The 16514-nt window shown below is 44.7% G+C and carries 15 protein-coding genes and 1 pseudogene; 4 read left to right on the top strand and 12 right to left on the bottom strand.

Annotation, left to right across the window (positions count from 1 at the left end):
- Window positions 1-108 precede the first annotated feature (108 nt).
- Window positions 109-891 carry an outer membrane protein assembly factor BamD gene (locus A9E74_RS08635; protein WP_176718916.1) on the top strand — a complete coding sequence of 261 codons (783 nt, stop codon included), beginning with the start codon at window positions 109-111 and terminating at the stop codon, window positions 889-891.
- A gap of 28 nt (window positions 892-919) precedes the next feature.
- Here A9E74_RS08635 and A9E74_RS08640 read toward each other — a convergent pair whose 3' ends face one another.
- Genes A9E74_RS08640 through sucC form a run of 4 tightly spaced genes read right to left on the bottom strand, consistent with a single transcriptional unit; the run spans window position 920 to window position 4952 of the window.
- Window positions 920-1258 carry a P-II family nitrogen regulator gene (locus tag A9E74_RS08640; protein ID WP_069296231.1) on the bottom strand — a complete coding sequence of 113 codons (339 nt, stop codon included), beginning with the start codon at window positions 1256-1258 and terminating at the stop codon, window positions 920-922.
- Between the two features lie 8 nt (window positions 1259-1266).
- Entirely contained in the window at window positions 1267-2910 is a 1644-nt protein-coding gene (locus tag A9E74_RS08645) for an NAD+ synthase (RefSeq protein ID WP_069296232.1), read from the bottom strand.
- Complete coding sequence (gene sucD, locus A9E74_RS08650; RefSeq protein WP_069296233.1) at window positions 2910-3782, bottom strand: succinate--CoA ligase subunit alpha; 873 nt, start codon at window positions 3780-3782, stop codon at window positions 2910-2912. The genes A9E74_RS08645 and sucD overlap by 1 nt, the downstream gene beginning before the upstream one ends.
- A gap of 6 nt (window positions 3783-3788) precedes the next feature.
- Window positions 3789-4952 (bottom strand): ADP-forming succinate--CoA ligase subunit beta, encoded by a 1164-nt coding sequence (gene sucC, locus A9E74_RS08655; protein ID WP_069296234.1) that lies wholly within the window; start codon window positions 4950-4952, stop codon window positions 3789-3791.
- Between the two features lie 140 nt (window positions 4953-5092).
- On the opposite strand from sucC, the gene pip reads away from it, so the two are divergent.
- From pip to A9E74_RS08670, 3 genes are read left to right on the top strand one after another with little or no spacing between them, the layout of a single operon-like run.
- Window positions 5093-6058, top strand: coding sequence for a prolyl aminopeptidase (gene pip, locus A9E74_RS08660; RefSeq protein ID WP_069296235.1), 966 nt, complete (start codon window positions 5093-5095; stop codon window positions 6056-6058).
- A complete protein-coding gene (dtd, locus tag A9E74_RS08665) occupies window positions 6055-6498 on the top strand; it encodes a D-aminoacyl-tRNA deacylase (protein ID WP_069296236.1) in 444 nt (147 codons plus the stop codon). The genes pip and dtd overlap by 4 nt, the downstream gene beginning before the upstream one ends.
- 13 nt (window positions 6499-6511) lie before the next feature.
- Complete coding sequence (locus A9E74_RS08670) at window positions 6512-7132, top strand: lytic murein transglycosylase (protein ID WP_245652118.1); 621 nt, start codon at window positions 6512-6514, stop codon at window positions 7130-7132.
- On the opposite strand, the gene A9E74_RS14750 is transcribed toward A9E74_RS08670, so the two are convergent.
- The 8 genes and pseudogenes from A9E74_RS14750 to ccoG form a co-directional block, all read right to left on the bottom strand.
- Window positions 7117-8082 carry a putative bifunctional diguanylate cyclase/phosphodiesterase gene (locus tag A9E74_RS14750; RefSeq protein WP_281198093.1) on the bottom strand — a complete coding sequence of 322 codons (966 nt, stop codon included), beginning with the start codon at window positions 8080-8082 and terminating at the stop codon, window positions 7117-7119. The genes A9E74_RS08670 and A9E74_RS14750 overlap by 16 nt on opposite strands.
- Complete coding sequence (locus tag A9E74_RS14755) at window positions 8061-8594, bottom strand: diguanylate cyclase domain-containing protein (protein ID WP_281198094.1); 534 nt, start codon at window positions 8592-8594, stop codon at window positions 8061-8063. Before A9E74_RS14755 ends, A9E74_RS14750 begins: the two co-directional genes overlap by 22 nt.
- A complete protein-coding gene (locus A9E74_RS14760; protein WP_245652119.1) occupies window positions 8585-10456 on the bottom strand; it encodes a PAS domain S-box protein in 1872 nt (623 codons plus the stop codon). The genes A9E74_RS14755 and A9E74_RS14760 overlap by 10 nt, the downstream gene beginning before the upstream one ends.
- A 38-nt stretch (window positions 10457-10494) precedes the next feature.
- A pseudogene (locus A9E74_RS08680) lies at window positions 10495-11669 on the bottom strand (ABC transporter substrate-binding protein).
- Window positions 11650-11862: a cbb3-type cytochrome oxidase assembly protein CcoS gene (ccoS, locus tag A9E74_RS08685; RefSeq protein WP_069296237.1), complete on the bottom strand. Its 213-nt coding sequence runs from the start codon at window positions 11860-11862 to the stop codon at window positions 11650-11652. Before ccoS ends, A9E74_RS08680 begins: the two are co-directional and overlap by 20 nt.
- A 3-nt stretch (window positions 11863-11865) precedes the next feature.
- Complete coding sequence (locus tag A9E74_RS08690) at window positions 11866-14322, bottom strand: heavy metal translocating P-type ATPase (protein WP_084003013.1); 2457 nt, start codon at window positions 14320-14322, stop codon at window positions 11866-11868.
- Between the two features lie 32 nt (window positions 14323-14354).
- Window positions 14355-14861, bottom strand: a complete 507-nt coding sequence (locus A9E74_RS08695) for a FixH family protein (protein WP_245652120.1) — start codon at window positions 14859-14861, stop codon at window positions 14355-14357.
- On the bottom strand, window positions 14858-16279 hold the full coding sequence (gene ccoG, locus A9E74_RS08700; protein ID WP_069296239.1) for a cytochrome c oxidase accessory protein CcoG: 1422 nt from the start codon (window positions 16277-16279) through the stop codon (window positions 14858-14860). The genes A9E74_RS08695 and ccoG overlap by 4 nt, the downstream gene beginning before the upstream one ends.
- Between the last annotated feature and the right edge of the window lie 235 nt (window positions 16280-16514).

Consider the following 16514-nt stretch of genomic DNA (forward strand, 5'->3'; position numbering starts at 1 on the left):
ATTGTACAATGATCCGCGAAAACTGTTATTGCTAGTGATGCTTTGCCAAGTTAAACAGTCTACAATCTCAGGCTGTGAAATTTTTGTTTTGATTCAAGATAGAAGCCAATGATGAAATACATCCTGCCGTTGTTCCTGATACTGTCACTGACCGCCTGTTCTTTCTTTTCAGGCAGAGAGCCTGTAGTTGCTGAAGAAAGCTGGACCGTAGAACGGGTTTATGCCGAAGCCAAAGCCGCTTTGAATATTAATGATTATCGAACAGCTATTGAATACTACGAACAGCTTGAAGCGCGTTTCCCTTTTGGACAATATGCGCAACAGGCTTTATTGGATTCCGCTTACGCGTATTACAAAATGGACGAACCGGAAACGGCTATCGCAACTCTGGATCGTTTCATGCGGGTCTACCCATTAAACGAGCATATTGATTATGCGATGTATCTGCGTGGTCTAATCAACTTTAATCGTGACATGGGTATTTTGGAAAAATATATTCCGCGTGATGAAACGCAGCGTGATCCTGGCACTGCACTGAATGCGCTCCGTGATTTCACCACTTTGGTTAACCGTTTCCCGACCAGCCGTTACAGTGATGATGCAGCACAACGTATCGTGTATCTGCGTAATCGATTAGCGCAACATGAATTGCACGTTGCAAACTACTATATGCGTCGCGCTTCTTACCTTGCAGCAGCCAATCGCGCCAAATATGTGATTGAAAACTACCCGCGCACGCCAGCAATGCCAGATGCATTAGTGATTATGGCCAAGGCTTATAAAATTCTGGAATTAGATGATTTATCAGAAGACGCTTTACGCGTTTTGGAAAGAAACTACCCTGGTCATGCCGGTGTAGCCGATGTACGTAAAACGACGCTGTTTGATTAACAGCGTCGTTTCTTTGATTACAGTTAAATTAGATAGCCTCTTCGCCATCTTCACCTGTACGAATACGGATAGCGCGTTCCAGCGGTGAGACAAAAATCTTGCCATCACCGATGCGACCAGTATGTGCGGCCTTGGTGATTGCTTCAATACAAGCATCTACCTGATCATCTGCCAGCACGATCTCCATTTTCACCTTCGGTAAGAAATCCACAACATACTCGGCACCACGATACAGCTCTGTATGACCTTTTTGCCGCCCAAAGCCTTTGACTTCAGAAACCGTCATGCCGGTCACACCGATATCCGATAGTGCTTCACGCACATCATCCAATTTGAATGGTTTGATTATGGCTTCAATTTTTTTCATGTGATTGCCTATTCTATAGTTGACGTTACGGTATAACCTGATGTTATCGGATAGCGACGGTCTCTGCCAAATGCCCTGCCGGTAATACGAATACCGGGCGGAGCCTGACGTCGCTTGTACTCGCTACGATCCACCATTTTGATAACCTGTGCAACCGTTTCAGCATTAAATCCTGAGGCCACCAGATCTTCAAAACAACCATCATTGGCGACATAGGCTTCCAGGATGGCATCCAGCACTTCATAAGCAGGTAATGAATCCTGATCCAACTGATCGGCAGAAAGCTCAGCTGAAGGTGGTCGGGTTATAATTCGTTCAGGAATCGCTTTCGACAGGCTGTTGCGATAATCCGCGAGTTTATAGACCAGCGTTTTGTAAACATCTTTCAATGGCGAAAAACCACCTGCCATATCGCCATACAGGGTGGAATAGCCCACGGCCATTTCACTTTTATTTCCGGTAGAAAGCACCATTGCACCGGTTTTATTGGAGATTGCCATCAACAACACACCACGACAACGAGCCTGAATATTCTCTTCAGTGGTATCTGCCTGAGTGCCGGCAAACACCTCTTCTAGCTCATGGAGAAAGGTCTGAAATAAGTTTTCAATTCCTAAGACTCGATACTGGACCCCCAAAATACTCGCCATCTCTGCAGCATCATCCAAACTGATTTGTGCGGTGAACCTTGACGGCATCATCACCGCTTGTACGCGATCAGCTCCTAAAGCATCAACTGCCAGAGCCAAAGTTAAAGCTGAATCGATTCCACCAGAAAGCCCTATCACCACGCCAGGAAAACGATTTTTTTCCACATAATCTCGTAAGCCACAAACCAAGGCTTGATAAATGGTTTCCAACTCGCCCATCAATGGCTGAAGTGAACCTTCAAGCTGAATACCCTGCGGGGTTTTGCTGATATTTATTGGCACCAACGCTGTCGCAAACTGAACGGCTTGAACACATTTTTCACCAATGGCATTCACCGCAAATGAAGCCCCATCAAACACCAGCTCATCCTGTCCGCCCATTTGGTTGACATACAAAACCGGGACTGAATTCTCGCGCGCCCGCTTGCTAACCTCAGTCTCTCGCAACTGTGTTTTATCTTGCTTAAATGGCGAGGCATTCAGATTGACTATGATTTCAGCTCCGGCATCCACGGCTTGAGCTGCAGGCTCAACAAACCAGATATCTTCACAAATGGTCAGGCCAATTTTGATCTGGTTTATCTCAATAATGGTGGCTTCTCGGCCTTCAATGAAATAACGCTTTTCATCAAACACACCGTAATTAGGTAGTTTATGTTTAAGATATTGAGCAGTGATTTGATGCTTACTGATAACTGAAGCGGCATTAAATAATTCTTTACCGACTTCGCCAAGAGGATGACCGACAATAATAGTAATATCGTCAACTTGCTGACACAGTGTTTGCAGTGATTTATTGACTCGCTTTATCAGGCCCGGTCTTAATAATAAATCTTCAGGCGGGTAACCTGTCAGACATAATTCAGGAAACACAACCAGATCAGCAGCATGAAGTTTTCTGGCTTGTTCGGTGGCGACAATCACCTTTCGGGTGTTGCCGGCAACATCTCCGACAATTGGGTCGATTTGTGCCAACACCACCTGAAGTTGATTTTTTGTCATTAACGTTCCATCAGTTGCAACATGGTTGAGCCGATTTCAGCTGGTGATGCGGCAATCGCCACACCCGCAGCTTCTAATGCTGCCAGTTTTGCTTTGGCAGTGCCTTGACCGCCGCTGATGATTGCACCGGCATGACCCATACGTTTACCGGCCGGAGCAGTTAATCCTGCGATGTAAGCTGTGACCGGCTTACTGACGTATTGTTTGATGTAATCAGCCGCATCTTCTTCTGCCTGACCGCCGATTTCACCAACCATGACGATCCCCTGTGTTTGTTGGTCGGCCTCAAATAATTCCAGACATTCAATAAAGTTCATGCCGTGGATGGGATCACCACCAATACCTACGCAGGTGCTTTGCCCCAGCCCATTTTGAGTAGTTTGGAATACCGCTTCATAGGTCAGGGTTCCAGAACGCGAGACAATACCAATTTTTCCCGGCAAATGGATGCTGCCAGGCATAATGCCGATTTTGCATTCGCCAGGGGTTATGAGGCCAGGACAGTTGGGTCCGATTAACTTGGCATCGTAAGATTTCAATGCATGTTTTACCCGCAGCATATCCAGTACTGGAATACCTTCAGTAATACAGGCAATGACTTTAATACCCGCATCAGCCGCTTCCAAAATCGCATCAGCAGCATACGCTGCAGGCACATAAATCATCGAGGCATCAGCACCGGTTTCAGCAACGGCTTCATGAACCGTATTAAATACAGGCTTATTCAGATGCGTTTGCCCACCTTTGCCTGGTGTGACACCGCCGACAAATTGTGTGCCATAGGCAATCGCCTGTTCTGAATGAAAAGTGCCTTGTTTTCCGGTAAACCCCTGACAGATAACTTTGGTGTCTTTATTAACCAAGATACTCACGTTTTATTACTCCCCTGCCGCAGCGACGGCTAAGGCTGCTGCTTCCGTTAAATCCTGTGCCACTCGTAGATTCATGCCACTGTTTTCCAATAATGTGCGGCCTAAGTCGGCATTAGTACCTTCCAAACGCACCACCACGGGTAATGCTAAACCGACTTCTTTAGCTGCCTGCATAATGCCTTGCGCAATAAGGTCACAACGCACAATGCCACCGAAGATATTGACCAGAATCGATTTCACTTTTTTATCAGATAAAATCAGTTTGAAAGCTTCGGCAACCCGATCGGCTGTGGTACCACCACCGACATCAAGGAAATTGGCCGGTTCACCGCCCTGCTTTTGAATCAAATCCATGGTGGCCATCGCCAATCCTGCACCATTGACCATGCAAGCCACATTGCCATCTAGGGCAATGTAGTTCAGTCCGAAATCACGGGCGATTACTTCAGCTGGATTTTCCTGAGTTGGATCAAATAAATCTGCCAAATCCGTGTGTCGGTATAACGCATTCTCGTCGACATTGATTTTGGCATCCAGTGCCAGCAAGTCTCCGCTATCAGTGACAACTAATGGATTGATTTCCAACAAACTAATATCTTTTTCACAAAACAGCTGATAGAGGTTTTGCATCAGTTGCTGTAATTGCTTGAATGCAACACCAGTCAACTGCAGAAAGAAACCGGCCTGACGGCATTGATAAGGCTGCAAACCTGCTACTGGGTCAACGTATAAACTAAGGATAGCCTCGGGAGTTTTCTCTGCCACCTCTTCAATATCCATTCCGCCCTCGGCAGAAATCATAAACACCACGCGTTGGGTGACACGATCCACCAGCAAGGCTAGATATAATTCACGAGTAATCGACGACGGTGTTTCAATCCAAATTTTATTAACCGGTAAACCTTCAGCGGTAGTCTGATGTGTGACCAGTTGGCTTCCAAGCAGCGCAACAACGGCTTCTGTTACGGCAAAAGAACTTTCTTCTACTCGAACACCACCTGCTTTACCACGGCCGCCACTATGTACTTGCGCTTTTACCACCCAACGTTCACCACCAATTGCAGCAAGAGCCGATTCCACCTCATCCGGACTGGAGATCATCCGCCCATTGGGTGTATTAATGCCGTATTGGTTAAACAATTGTTTTGCCTGATACTCATGCAGGTTCATGTTGTGTTCGCCTTATTTATCTTTGCGGCTGCTGACGAGACATGGCAGCAGTTAAACGTCATATTTTCGCCCATCAAGGTAATAATTACCATCATCTGACATGATATAGTTGCGGGCTGAAAACCAAGATGGAACTGTAAATGCGTACTCTGTACCCTGATATCGAACCTTTCCACCACCAGCTGTTAGCTCGTGAAGAAATATCAGCTGGACGCCGCCATGAAGTTTATGTTGAACAGTGCGGCAATCCACAAGGTATTCCAGTAATTTTTTTACATGGTGGGCCCGGCTCAGGCTGTCGTTCGCAGCACCGTTGTTATTTTGATCCTGAACGCTATCACATTATTTTATTTGATCAACGTGGTTGCGGTCGTTCGCTGCCCACTGGTGAATTGGAACACAACACCACGGATTATTTAATTTCGGATATGGAAGCCATCCGCACATTATTGAATATCGATAAGTGGATGTTATTCGGCGGTTCATGGGGAGCAACTTTGGCTTTGGCCTATGCCCGACAACACCCACAACATGTTTTAAATATGGTGTTGCGTGGCACCTTTCTCGGCCGACAACAGGACATAGATTGGGTTTATGCGGCAGGCGGTGCTTCCAGAGTATTTGCTGAAGCATGGCATGCTCTGGTCAAAGATTTACCGGCCACCGAACAAACCAAGCCATTAACTTATTATTATCAGCAATTAACTCAGACAGAAGAACAGCAACAACAAATTGCTGCCAACACTTTGCAAAATTGGGAAGGCACTATTGTCATGCTGCGGGATCAGCATTATCAACCCGATGCTGAGCAATCTGCGGGGCCTTTGGCGCATTCTCGAATTCAATTGCATTATGCATTGAATAGCTGTTTTCTTGGTGACACCCCAATACTCGACAGTATCAAACAAATTAATCATATCCCTGCCGTGATTATTCATGGGCGCTACGATATGGTGTGTCCGATGCAACAATCCTGGGAAGTTTACCAACGCTGGCCAAATGCTCAGTTTGAAGTATTACCACTTGCAGGACATGCAGCGAGTGAACCTGCCATCATTGATGCACTGGTTCGAACAACTGATCAATTAGCCTCACAACTCACATGATTGCATTGTTACAACGAGTGACTCAGGCAAATGTCACCATCGATAACCATCAGAACATCGCTCAAATCTGCCAAGGTTTGCTGGTATTGATTGGAGTAGAAAAAACAGACACGGCAGCCATAGCAGATCGACTGTTACAACGCGTTTTAAATTATCGCGTATTTAGTGATGCCGACGACAAAATGAATTTAAGTTTGCTGGATATAAAAGGTGACTTATTATTAGTGCCACAATTTACCTTGCCCGCGGATACTCGCAAAGGTAATCGCCCAAGTTTCACTCCCGCCGCTCCCCCTGAACAAGGCAAACAACTGTTTGATCATCTGCTAAATCAGGCGAAGCACCACAGCATAGCGGTTGAATCTGGCCAGTTTGGCGCGAACATGCAAGTTTCTCTTACCAACGATGGACCGGTCACTTTCTGGTTACAGGTTAATTAATTTCGGATTTTTTATGCGTATATTGCTCAAATTTTTACTTGGTACAGCTTTAGTTATTGTGGGTATTGCAGCGTTAATGTTTGTCCCTTCGCCTCAGCCAACAGCGCCTAAACCTTGGGAAATAACCATCATGCCTGATGAGCAAATTGAAGTGATGGGCGTTCATTTAGGCAGCACCTCCTACGCAGAAATTCAGCAATTATGGCGTGAGGCTGGAGAAGTGGCTTTGTTTATGACCGAAAACCAGAATATCTCGGCTGAAGTTTTTTTTGAATCGATCAATCTCGGCGGACTGTCTGCAAGAGTCGTGGTGAATTTGCTGGTCGATGAGGATGAGTTAAATAGTATGGCGTCTCGCGCCGCTTCAGCCAAATTACAGCCAAGTGGTGCACGACGTTATGATCCGGCTTTTGATGACAAACACCGTTTACTGACAGCTCCGGTAATCGCCATCACCTATATCCCAACGGTTCGTATTGATGCAGATATGTTATTGCATCGTTTTGGTGAGCCCGAGAATATCAGTGATGAAGCTGAAGAAAGTTCAGCACAAATTTGGCACTATCCGCAATTTGGGCTGACGATTCGGTTACACCCGGATGAACGGACTGTAATGACTTACATAGCCCGTTGAGATTGTTCAGCTTGTTTTATATATTCCATCAGCTCATTCAAGTTAATAGCTTTGCTGAAATAAAACCCTTGAGCACGTTTACACTGACTTTTTTGTAGAAAAGCGAGCTGCTCGGCAGTTTCAACCCCTTCAGCGACGACTTGTAAAGCGAGACTGTTTGACATTGCCAGGATGGCATTTACGATGGCAGCGTCATCACTGTCTTCGGTTACATCACGAACAAAGGTACGATCAATTTTCAACACATTGAGTGGAAACTGTTTTAAATATGAAAGTGATGAATAACCCGTACCAAAATCGTCGATTGCCAGCGTGATCCCCAATTGGCTTAACTCGCGTAAGGTTTCAACTGCTTGCTCAGTATTTTCCATTAACAGGCTTTCGGTGATCTCCAGTTCCAGGTTTTTGGCCGGCATTCCAGTTTTATCCAGCAAATCACGAATAAAATTGACCAGTAGATTGCCTTTAAACTGGCGTCCTGAAAGATTAACGGCCATTAAAAAATCATCTGGTAAATTGTGACGATTGGCCATGAAAGCTTCGCAGGTTTGTTTCAATACCCATTCACCCACCATATTGATCAAGCCAGTATCTTCAAGCACCGGTACAAATATCGCTGGTGAAATGTCCCCCCATTGTTCGGTATGCCAACGTAATAAAACTTCTGCCCCGGCTACACGGCCAGTTTCAAGCTCAATTTGAGGCTGAAATTGTAGATAAAACTCTTGCAGATCGACCGCACGACGTAAGCCGGTTTCCATTGCCAAACGCTGCGATGCCTGCGCATTCATATCGGAAGAGTAGAATTGAAAGTTATTACGGCCGGTACTTTTAGCGTAATACATGGCTGCATCGGCATTACGTACGAGCATATCCACATCACGGCCATCGGCAGGATATAAACTGATACCGATACTAGGACTGATATTTACTTCAATGTTATCCAGCATATACGGCAAAGCGTAGTACTGAGGATTTTTTCAGCGACTTTTCCGACGTACTGAGCCGAATGAATATCCTCCAACATAACTGTAAATTCATCACCGCCCAGTCTGGCAACCGTATCACTGTCTCTGACACAGGATCGGATACGACGCGCCACTTCACACAGCAAAATATCTCCGGCTTTATGCCCCAGTGAATCATTGATATGTTTAAAGTGATCCAGATCCAGAAAGAAAACGGCCAACCGGCCATTTTGTCGCTGCGCTTTATGAATAGCGTGTTCTAAACGATCTTTAAATACTCCACGGTTTGGCAAGCCGGTCAGGATGTCACTGCTGGCTAAACGTGTCAGTCGCTCTTCATTTTGCCGCTGATGGGTAACATCTTCATAAAGCCAGATGGATCCCTCAGTCGGGTTCTCCGGGTTTATTACCTGACCTGACACGGCACACCAGAACTTTTCGCCGTTGGCACGTACCATTTCGACTTGGGCTTCAAAATTTTCTGCTACTGACAAAGTGTTATAGCTTGTTCGCCAAAGCGTTCGAAGGCGTCTTCGCTGGGATGAATGCACAATGTACTTTGCCCTTCGATATCCTCACGAGCAAACAAAAACAATTGTTCAAATTTAGTGTTGACCCGAATAATCTGCCGGTTTTTGATAAAGGCAATACCCACCATGGCATTTTCAAGAATGGCGTTTAATTCATTACTGGTCTGAAGTAATGCTTGTTTGGTGAGTTTCCAGCTGCTTATATCAGAAATAACACAGACCCAGATATCATCATCGAATTCTGACAATGGATTAAGCGAAAACCACATAGAGAAGGTTTCACCAAACCAGTTCCGGCCTTCAAACTCATGGTTGGCTTGTTGCAGTTGAGCAAGATCGGCAAGCGAATGAATGTCTGATGATGGGGCGAAAAACTGCAGAATATTTTGTCCTGCCAATTGTTGTTCATTGGCCTGTAAGATTTTTTCTGCTGCAGGGTTACACGAACTGATGGAGCCATCCGCCTGAATGGCAAGAATCGCTTCTGGTACGCCATTAAGAATGGCTCGAAGCCGTGTTTCTCGAATCTCCAAAGAATGTTTGGTTTCATCCAACTTGGTAATTAAGGCTTGTGTTTGTGCGGCAAAAAGGTTGAAGTCCTTGGCGAGTAAATTAAACTCACTCTGACCATTGTTGGTTGGCATACGGGTATCAAACTTTTCTGCCGACAAGTCATGCATCGCCATACGTAACCGTTGCATAGGCTGATTAATACGCGATGTCATGGCTAACACAAACCACGTTAAACCAAAAGCAATCACCAAACAGCTGATAATCATCCACCATCTTGCTGTTTTGGCCAGTGAGGCTGACTGCTGGGTTCTGGACAAACCCTGCTCACCAACTCTGGCAGAAAGGGTATTCAGGTTTTGCATTAAAACTTCCAGGATATTCAACCCCTGCTGCTGCACCGCCTGAGATTTTTCAAAGGTCTCTAGTTGCCGAATTCGCAGTTGATATACGGAGTTATTATCATCAATTACCTGGCGGGTAAACGAATTAATTCCCTGTTGTAACTTATCAACCAAGGTTAATAATTCAGGATAATTTTGCAGATTCTGTTTGATGATCAAAATGTCACTACGCAGCATGGCCTCCTGTTCCCGGATATCATTTTCCCGGATACTGAGTAGCAAGTCTGGATTTTGTGCCTCACGAATCTGTTGGCTCAGCTGGCTAATCCGCAGTACATTCAACATCAAGGAATAACTGCTTCGTTCTACCGCGGTGTAATTTTCAATTAACGCTGTTTTGTCCGGCTGACTCAAAACCTCAGGGTTACTTAAGGACTGCATTTGACGAGTTAAGGTCAAATCAATTCTGCCGGTAATGGCTTCAGCCAACTGCTGAATCTCATCAGCCAACAGATTCACACTTTTTGTACGTTGATCAATTTGTTCGGCGAGTTGATGTTGGGACTGCATTTGTTGCAGCAATAAACTGTCCGTTTCTAAAAATTGCTGATAATAATCACTCAACACACTGGTCAGTTCGGGAGCTATATCCAACTGCTCAACACTTTGCAGTAAACGATTCCAGGATTGTTCAAAGTCTGCTTCCAGTGGCTCTCGTGCTGAAACGTTGGCAAGCTCATCGGCATTGCGCGCACTGATAATTTGTTTTTGTCTGGAAATAAACGCAGCTGCGCTGCTACTTATTTGTCTGGCATTGTCCACCAGTGGAAAAACCTGCTCGGTCAACAGAAGTTGATTTTTGGTGTAATGATGATGACTGAACATGGCAATTGCAGCCATCAGTAATACCATCAATACGGTAATGACAGCCCAAAAATGCAGCAGTGTTCGGATGCTCCAATTGTTAAACATGTATATCCATATCCATTTTTTTACATCCTGTTATGAGGCTATTGTGAAAAATTTGCGTTTACCCACTCAAATGAATGGAACGCTCCGTTTTCCAATTTACTCAGCCAAAGCATGTGGCTGCCTTGCTGCTGATCTTTAGCCAGATTAATGTTGCTGCCTAGACCAATATCCAAATCGACCAAGGCATGCAAGGAGTCGATCATTGTTTCCCGATTGATTGGTCCATCCATACTTAGCAATGCCTCAGCTAAGATCCTTGCAACTATATAGCCTTCCAGAGAAATTGTATTCGGTTGTAAATCACTATCATATTCTTTTAATGCTGCGCGAAACTCTCTAACAAGTGGCAAATCAGCATCAATTTCTGGAACAACTTGACTGACAACCACGTTGGCATTGATGCCATCTAACGACTTTTCCAGTACATGACTGCCGACAAAAGATACATTGACGAACCAAAGTTCCGGCCTATCTTCGTATAACAGTTTAATAAATTTGGCTGAAGGCGCGTAACTGCCGCCCATCAGGATCACTTTCGGAGGAATATTGGCTTTAAGAATAGTGGCGACGGCACTTTCAACATTTAAGGTGTTGCGGCTGTAATAGGCATGCGTAAGGTAATCGACCTGATAAAACCCTCGGGCTTGTAATGCCATTGCGGCAGCGTGATAAACAGCATTTCCGTAACTATCCTGTTGAGTGAAAAATGCGATTTCTTCAGGTCGGATGCCGGCATTCAACACGCCATCAATCAGCATCTCAACTTCTTGTTTATAACCAGGCCGATAATTGATGATATATCGACTGGGAGGATTGGGTCTTAAAACATCGCCCCCCGAAAAAGCACCCACCAAAGCCACCTGAAGCTGTTCTGCAATCGGTGCCGTGACCACCGCTGTAGGTGTTCCGACACTGCCCAGAACAGCAACCACTGCATGTTCATTAATAAGTTGACGCATATTGGCAGCGGCTTGATCTGGTTCGTAGAATCATCTATTGCCAGCAACTCAATCTGCTGACCTTTAATTCCACCATGCTTATTTAGTCTGGAAAAATAGGCATTTATACCCGTCTGCATAGACAGACCCATTTCCGATAACGGACCCGTCAAGGGACCACTCATGCCAACTTTTATGTCTGCCGCTAAAACATCTTTCGTGAGTAATACACCAACACAGCATAAAGCAAAAAGCCTAATCAGACTTCGGTTCATTTTTTTCTTCGTTATTCGTTGAATCTATTTCCGGTTCGCTTTCGGGCGGATGGTTATCATCGTCCATCAACACACGATTTGCGGCACCTTCCATATCATCATATTGACCACTGCGAACGGCCCAGAAAAAGACTATGACACCTACTAAACCCAGCAATAACATGCCGGGTAAAAGTCCGTATATGACCTCCATGACCTACCTCTTAAATATTCGGCTAATTCTGGCAGCATTGCCTATGACAAGTAGCGAACTTATTGGCATTGTGATTGCTGCCAGTAAGGGACTGACTAGCGCCATCATTGCTAATGGAACCATAATCACGTTATAGCTAATGGATAATACAATATTCTGTCGGATGGTGCGTAAGGTACGGGCGGCTAGTTTACGCGCTAAAGCCACCTGACTTAATTGATTATGCGATAGCACGATATCTGCACTTTCAATGGAAACATCCGTTCCTGAAGCCAGTGCAATACCAACATCGGCTTGAATCAAGGCCGGTGAATCATTAATACCGTCACCTACCATCGCCACACAATCACCTTGTTGTTGCAACTGTTGAATAACTTGGCGTTTATCTGCCGGCAGGACTTCTGCCAGGCGCTGGATATTACCTAAATCCGCTGTCACCGAATTCACCACCTGTTGACGGTCTCCGCTTAAGACGGTGACTTTCAGGCCGTTTGCCAACATATCGGCAATCATGGTTTTAGCATCGTCACGTAGTGTGTCAAACAATCCCAGGATACCTATCAGCTTTTGTTCGCTGGCAACAAATACACAACTGATACCCTGCTGCTCCAGCTGATCAACCTTTGATTGCCATTGACTATTAAGCGTCACATCGTGCGAAATCATCCAGTCTGCTGTACCTACGAAGATTTTATCTCCGTCGATTTGTGCTTCGACACCTCTTCCTGGTGACGCATAAAACGCAGAGATATTTAACAAAGTCAGGTTTTGCTGTTGGGCTGCTGAAACAATTGTTTTCGCAATTCCATGTTCAGATTGTTGTTCGGCCGAGGCCGCGATCTGCAATAGTGATTGTTCTGAAATACCTTCAGCAGGGAAACTTTCAACCAGTTGCAATCGCCCTTCCGTTAATGTCCCGGTTTTGTCAAAAACATAATGTGTCACCCGCGATAAAGATTCCAACGCTACGCCTTGCTTGATCAAAATACCGTTGGTCGCTCCAACCCCACTGGCAACAGCAATAGACATTGGCGTGGCCATACCAAAAGCACAGGGGCATGTCACCACTAAAACAGATGCTGAAGCCAGTAAGGCTATTTCAAAATCACTGCCCATCCAAAACAAAAAGGTTAATGTCGCTAAGGTAAGTGTGATCACAACAAACCACGGTACGATTTTATCTGCCAGCGTCTGAATCGGTGCTTTTGAAGTTTGAGCTTCATCCATCAGAGCAATGATTTTGGCTAAGGCCGTATGTCGCAATACTTGCTCGGCTCGCACAGTGAAGGCACCTTCACCATTGATACTACCGGCTACAACCGTATCATTAAGTTGTTTACGAACCGGCTGTGACTCACCCGTCAACATCGATTCATCTACTGCACTTTCACCATCTGTCACCACACCATCAACTGGAATATTTTCTCCTGGACGTACTAACACCAGATCTCCCACTTTAACGGAGCGAATCGGTAGTGTTTGCTGTATCCCTTCAGTGATGACGGTTGCCAGTTTTGGTTGCAATTCCAGCATCCGGCGAGTGGCTGAAAGCGCATTACGTTTAGAAAGTGCTTCTAAATAACGGCCAATTAAAATAACGAAAATAAAGTTTACGACCGTATCAAAAAATACCTCCCCCTCCAGCGAACCAGTAAAAGTGATATAGCTTGAATAGAGATAGGTAGCGGTGGCACCGATAGCAATCGGTAAATCCATCGTTAAATAGCGGCTACGCAAGCCACTGATTGAATTTCGAAAAAAGGGATAACCTGAATAAAGCAAGGTTGGTGTAGCAATAATAAAACCAACCCAATGAAATAGATCTCGGAACTCATCTTCTGCCGCACCCGAATACAGGGCGATAGAAACCCACATCAGGTTCATCATCGCAAAACCGGCAAAGGCCATGCGGTAGACTAAACCGCGATGTCGTTTCGCTAAAGCGCCTTCTGCTGTATCCGGGTCAAATGGCACCGCGGCATAACCTAATTTGGCGAGATGCTGCATTAAAACCGATAACGAAGTTTCGCGATTATCCCAGCGGATTCGACAGCGTTTAGCGGTTAGATTGACATCGGCAGCTAAAACGCCAGGTAATTTGTAAAGTGCATGTTCGATTAACCAGACACAGGCTGCACAATGAATCCCTTCGATTAACAGATGTATCGTGCGTTTTTCATCAAGTGAATCAACATAATCTGCTTGGATTTCATCGATATCGTAGGCGTGAAAATCATTAGCTGTATCAGGTGGTGGAGCGAGCGATTCGCCCTCTGGAGTTTTATTGTAGAAACTTTGCAAGCCGGCAGCGTAGATAGTTTGACAGGCCATCTTGCAACCATGGCAGCAAAACTGATGCGAAGTTGACTGGATAAGAGCAACAAATTCACCTTGGTGCTTTATTGGAAGACCACAGTGAAAACAATCGCTGGTATTAACTTGCGTAGTGGCTTCAGACAAAGAAATTCAACTTACTTATTACAAACGATATTTTATGGATCGATAAAAATTCGTCGGGTGATTAAAAACTCATCGTCACCACGTTTTGCCTCAACGATAATGTCCCAGTTACCCGGCAAGCCAAACTCAATATCAACCGCATAACGGCCGAGGCTCATAGGATTCATTTCCACCGAAAAATCTTCACGCATATCAGATGGGCGATAAGCAAAGAAGGTGACGGAATCTAATTGAACCGCAGCAGAATTCTTACCATGAATGAAGACTTCATAAGGCTGACGTTGATTTACCCTGCTTTTCGGCGGAGCCATAATCACGCCATTCCAGCCTAATTGTTTTTCCTGTTCCATTTGCAATTCTTGCTGGGCGTACTTCTTACCACGCTCATAATAGTTATCAACCACTAGATTGGGCGGTGAACTGAATGCAAGATAAATGAAAATAATATTGACGGTTACAAAGGTGCATAAAAACGCCAAAAAGCCTAACACCCACGGGTTTTTTAACGCTTGATTATTCTCTTGTGAAATAGCCATCATTTCGGTCCCATAAAGATACTTTCATATTGCACAGAGATATCTGGATTAGAAATGACATTGGCAGTAAATGTCAGATGTTCCAGTTCTGTCTGGAGTTTACCGTCCGGTATTCGAACCAAAGCCTGTAATGGGCTAACCTTTCCTGGTTCAATGATAACGCTCTCATCTATGCCATGCAAAGTTGCTCCGTCTAAACCGCTGATGGTGTAACTAACTTCAATATTCTCATTGGTTTTATTAAGCATTTTCAATGTATAGCGGTTTTGGATAGAGCCGTCACTCAGTTGAACAAATACCGGTTGCCTGTTGTGAATTACCTGGAATTCTGTGGTGGATAATGTTGCAAAGCCATAGCCAACGCCAGAAAATGCAACCATTAAAATAAATGAATAGATGAGAACTCTGGGGCGTTTATACAAAGCGGCTGGTGGAGCATTGTGATGTAAATCTTTGTATGAAGCATAGCGGATCAAGCCACGTGGCTGGTTAGTTTTATCCATGATACTGTCACAGGCATCAATACACATACCACAGGTGATGCAACCTTCCTGCTGGCCTTTACGAATATCAATACCGGTAGGGCATACAGCAACACAGACTTTGCAATCAATACAACTGCCTTTAGTGGAGTCAACTGCACCTTTTTTAAGTTTGCCACGAGGTTCGCCCCGTTCTGCATCATAAGCAGGCAAGACGGTATCTTGATCATACATAACCCCTTGCAGACGGGCATATGGACATAACCAAAAACAAACCTGTTCTCGCATAAATCCAGCAAAAACATAGGTCCCTACGGTAAACATACCTAATACGATCCAAGCCACCAATGAGGCTTGAAGCGTGAAAAAATCATGCCAAAGCTGGAATACATCAGTGAACCAGGCGGCAAACGTTAGACCGGTTAATAGTGCAATTGCCAGCCACAAACTATGTTTAAGTGTAATACGTGAAATTTTACTGAATGAGGCCGGAGCACTTTTAAACTTCATTGCCTTCTGCGGTGTATCACCTTCAATACGGGTTTCAATAAAAGTAAAAACGTCAGTCCATACTGTCTGAAAACAGAAATAGCCACAAAACACCCGACCGGCGATACTGGTCACTGCAGCCAGTAAGATGGCAAAGAACAATAATGTGAGAGATAACATCCAGATATCTTGCGGGAAGATAGTGATATCAAAGAAGTGGAATTGACGATTGGGGATGTCGAAAAGGACGGCTTGTTTGCCGTTCCAACGCAAATAAGGACCAATGAAGAAAATCAACCAGACTGACATGCCAAACCATTTCAGTCGTCTGAACCGACCTGACATGCGTTTTGCTACAACTTTAGTTCCGCCGGCGTTAACATGCCAGTCTGAGACCTCATCATAGATGTCGTTAATATTGAGCTCAGCTGACTTCAGATTTTCCGACACAGTTTCGACCTCGTATAGAGCTTAACCGATGGAATTATAACACGATTATGCTCATTAGCTTTTACTAATTTAGCTTCTCACAAATAAAAAAAGCCGATTGGATCGGCTTTTTTTAATCAACTATTGACTTAATTATCGTTGGAGCTATCTTCCATATTTCTAACGACTTTATAAGCAATTACTGCAATTACAACAATTGTCAGAACAACACTTACAATGGCCCCAATCACAACTG

It is taken from the genome of Methylophaga muralis, from assembly GCF_001720165.1.
GTDB lineage: Bacteria > Pseudomonadota > Gammaproteobacteria > Nitrosococcales > Methylophagaceae > Methylophaga > Methylophaga muralis.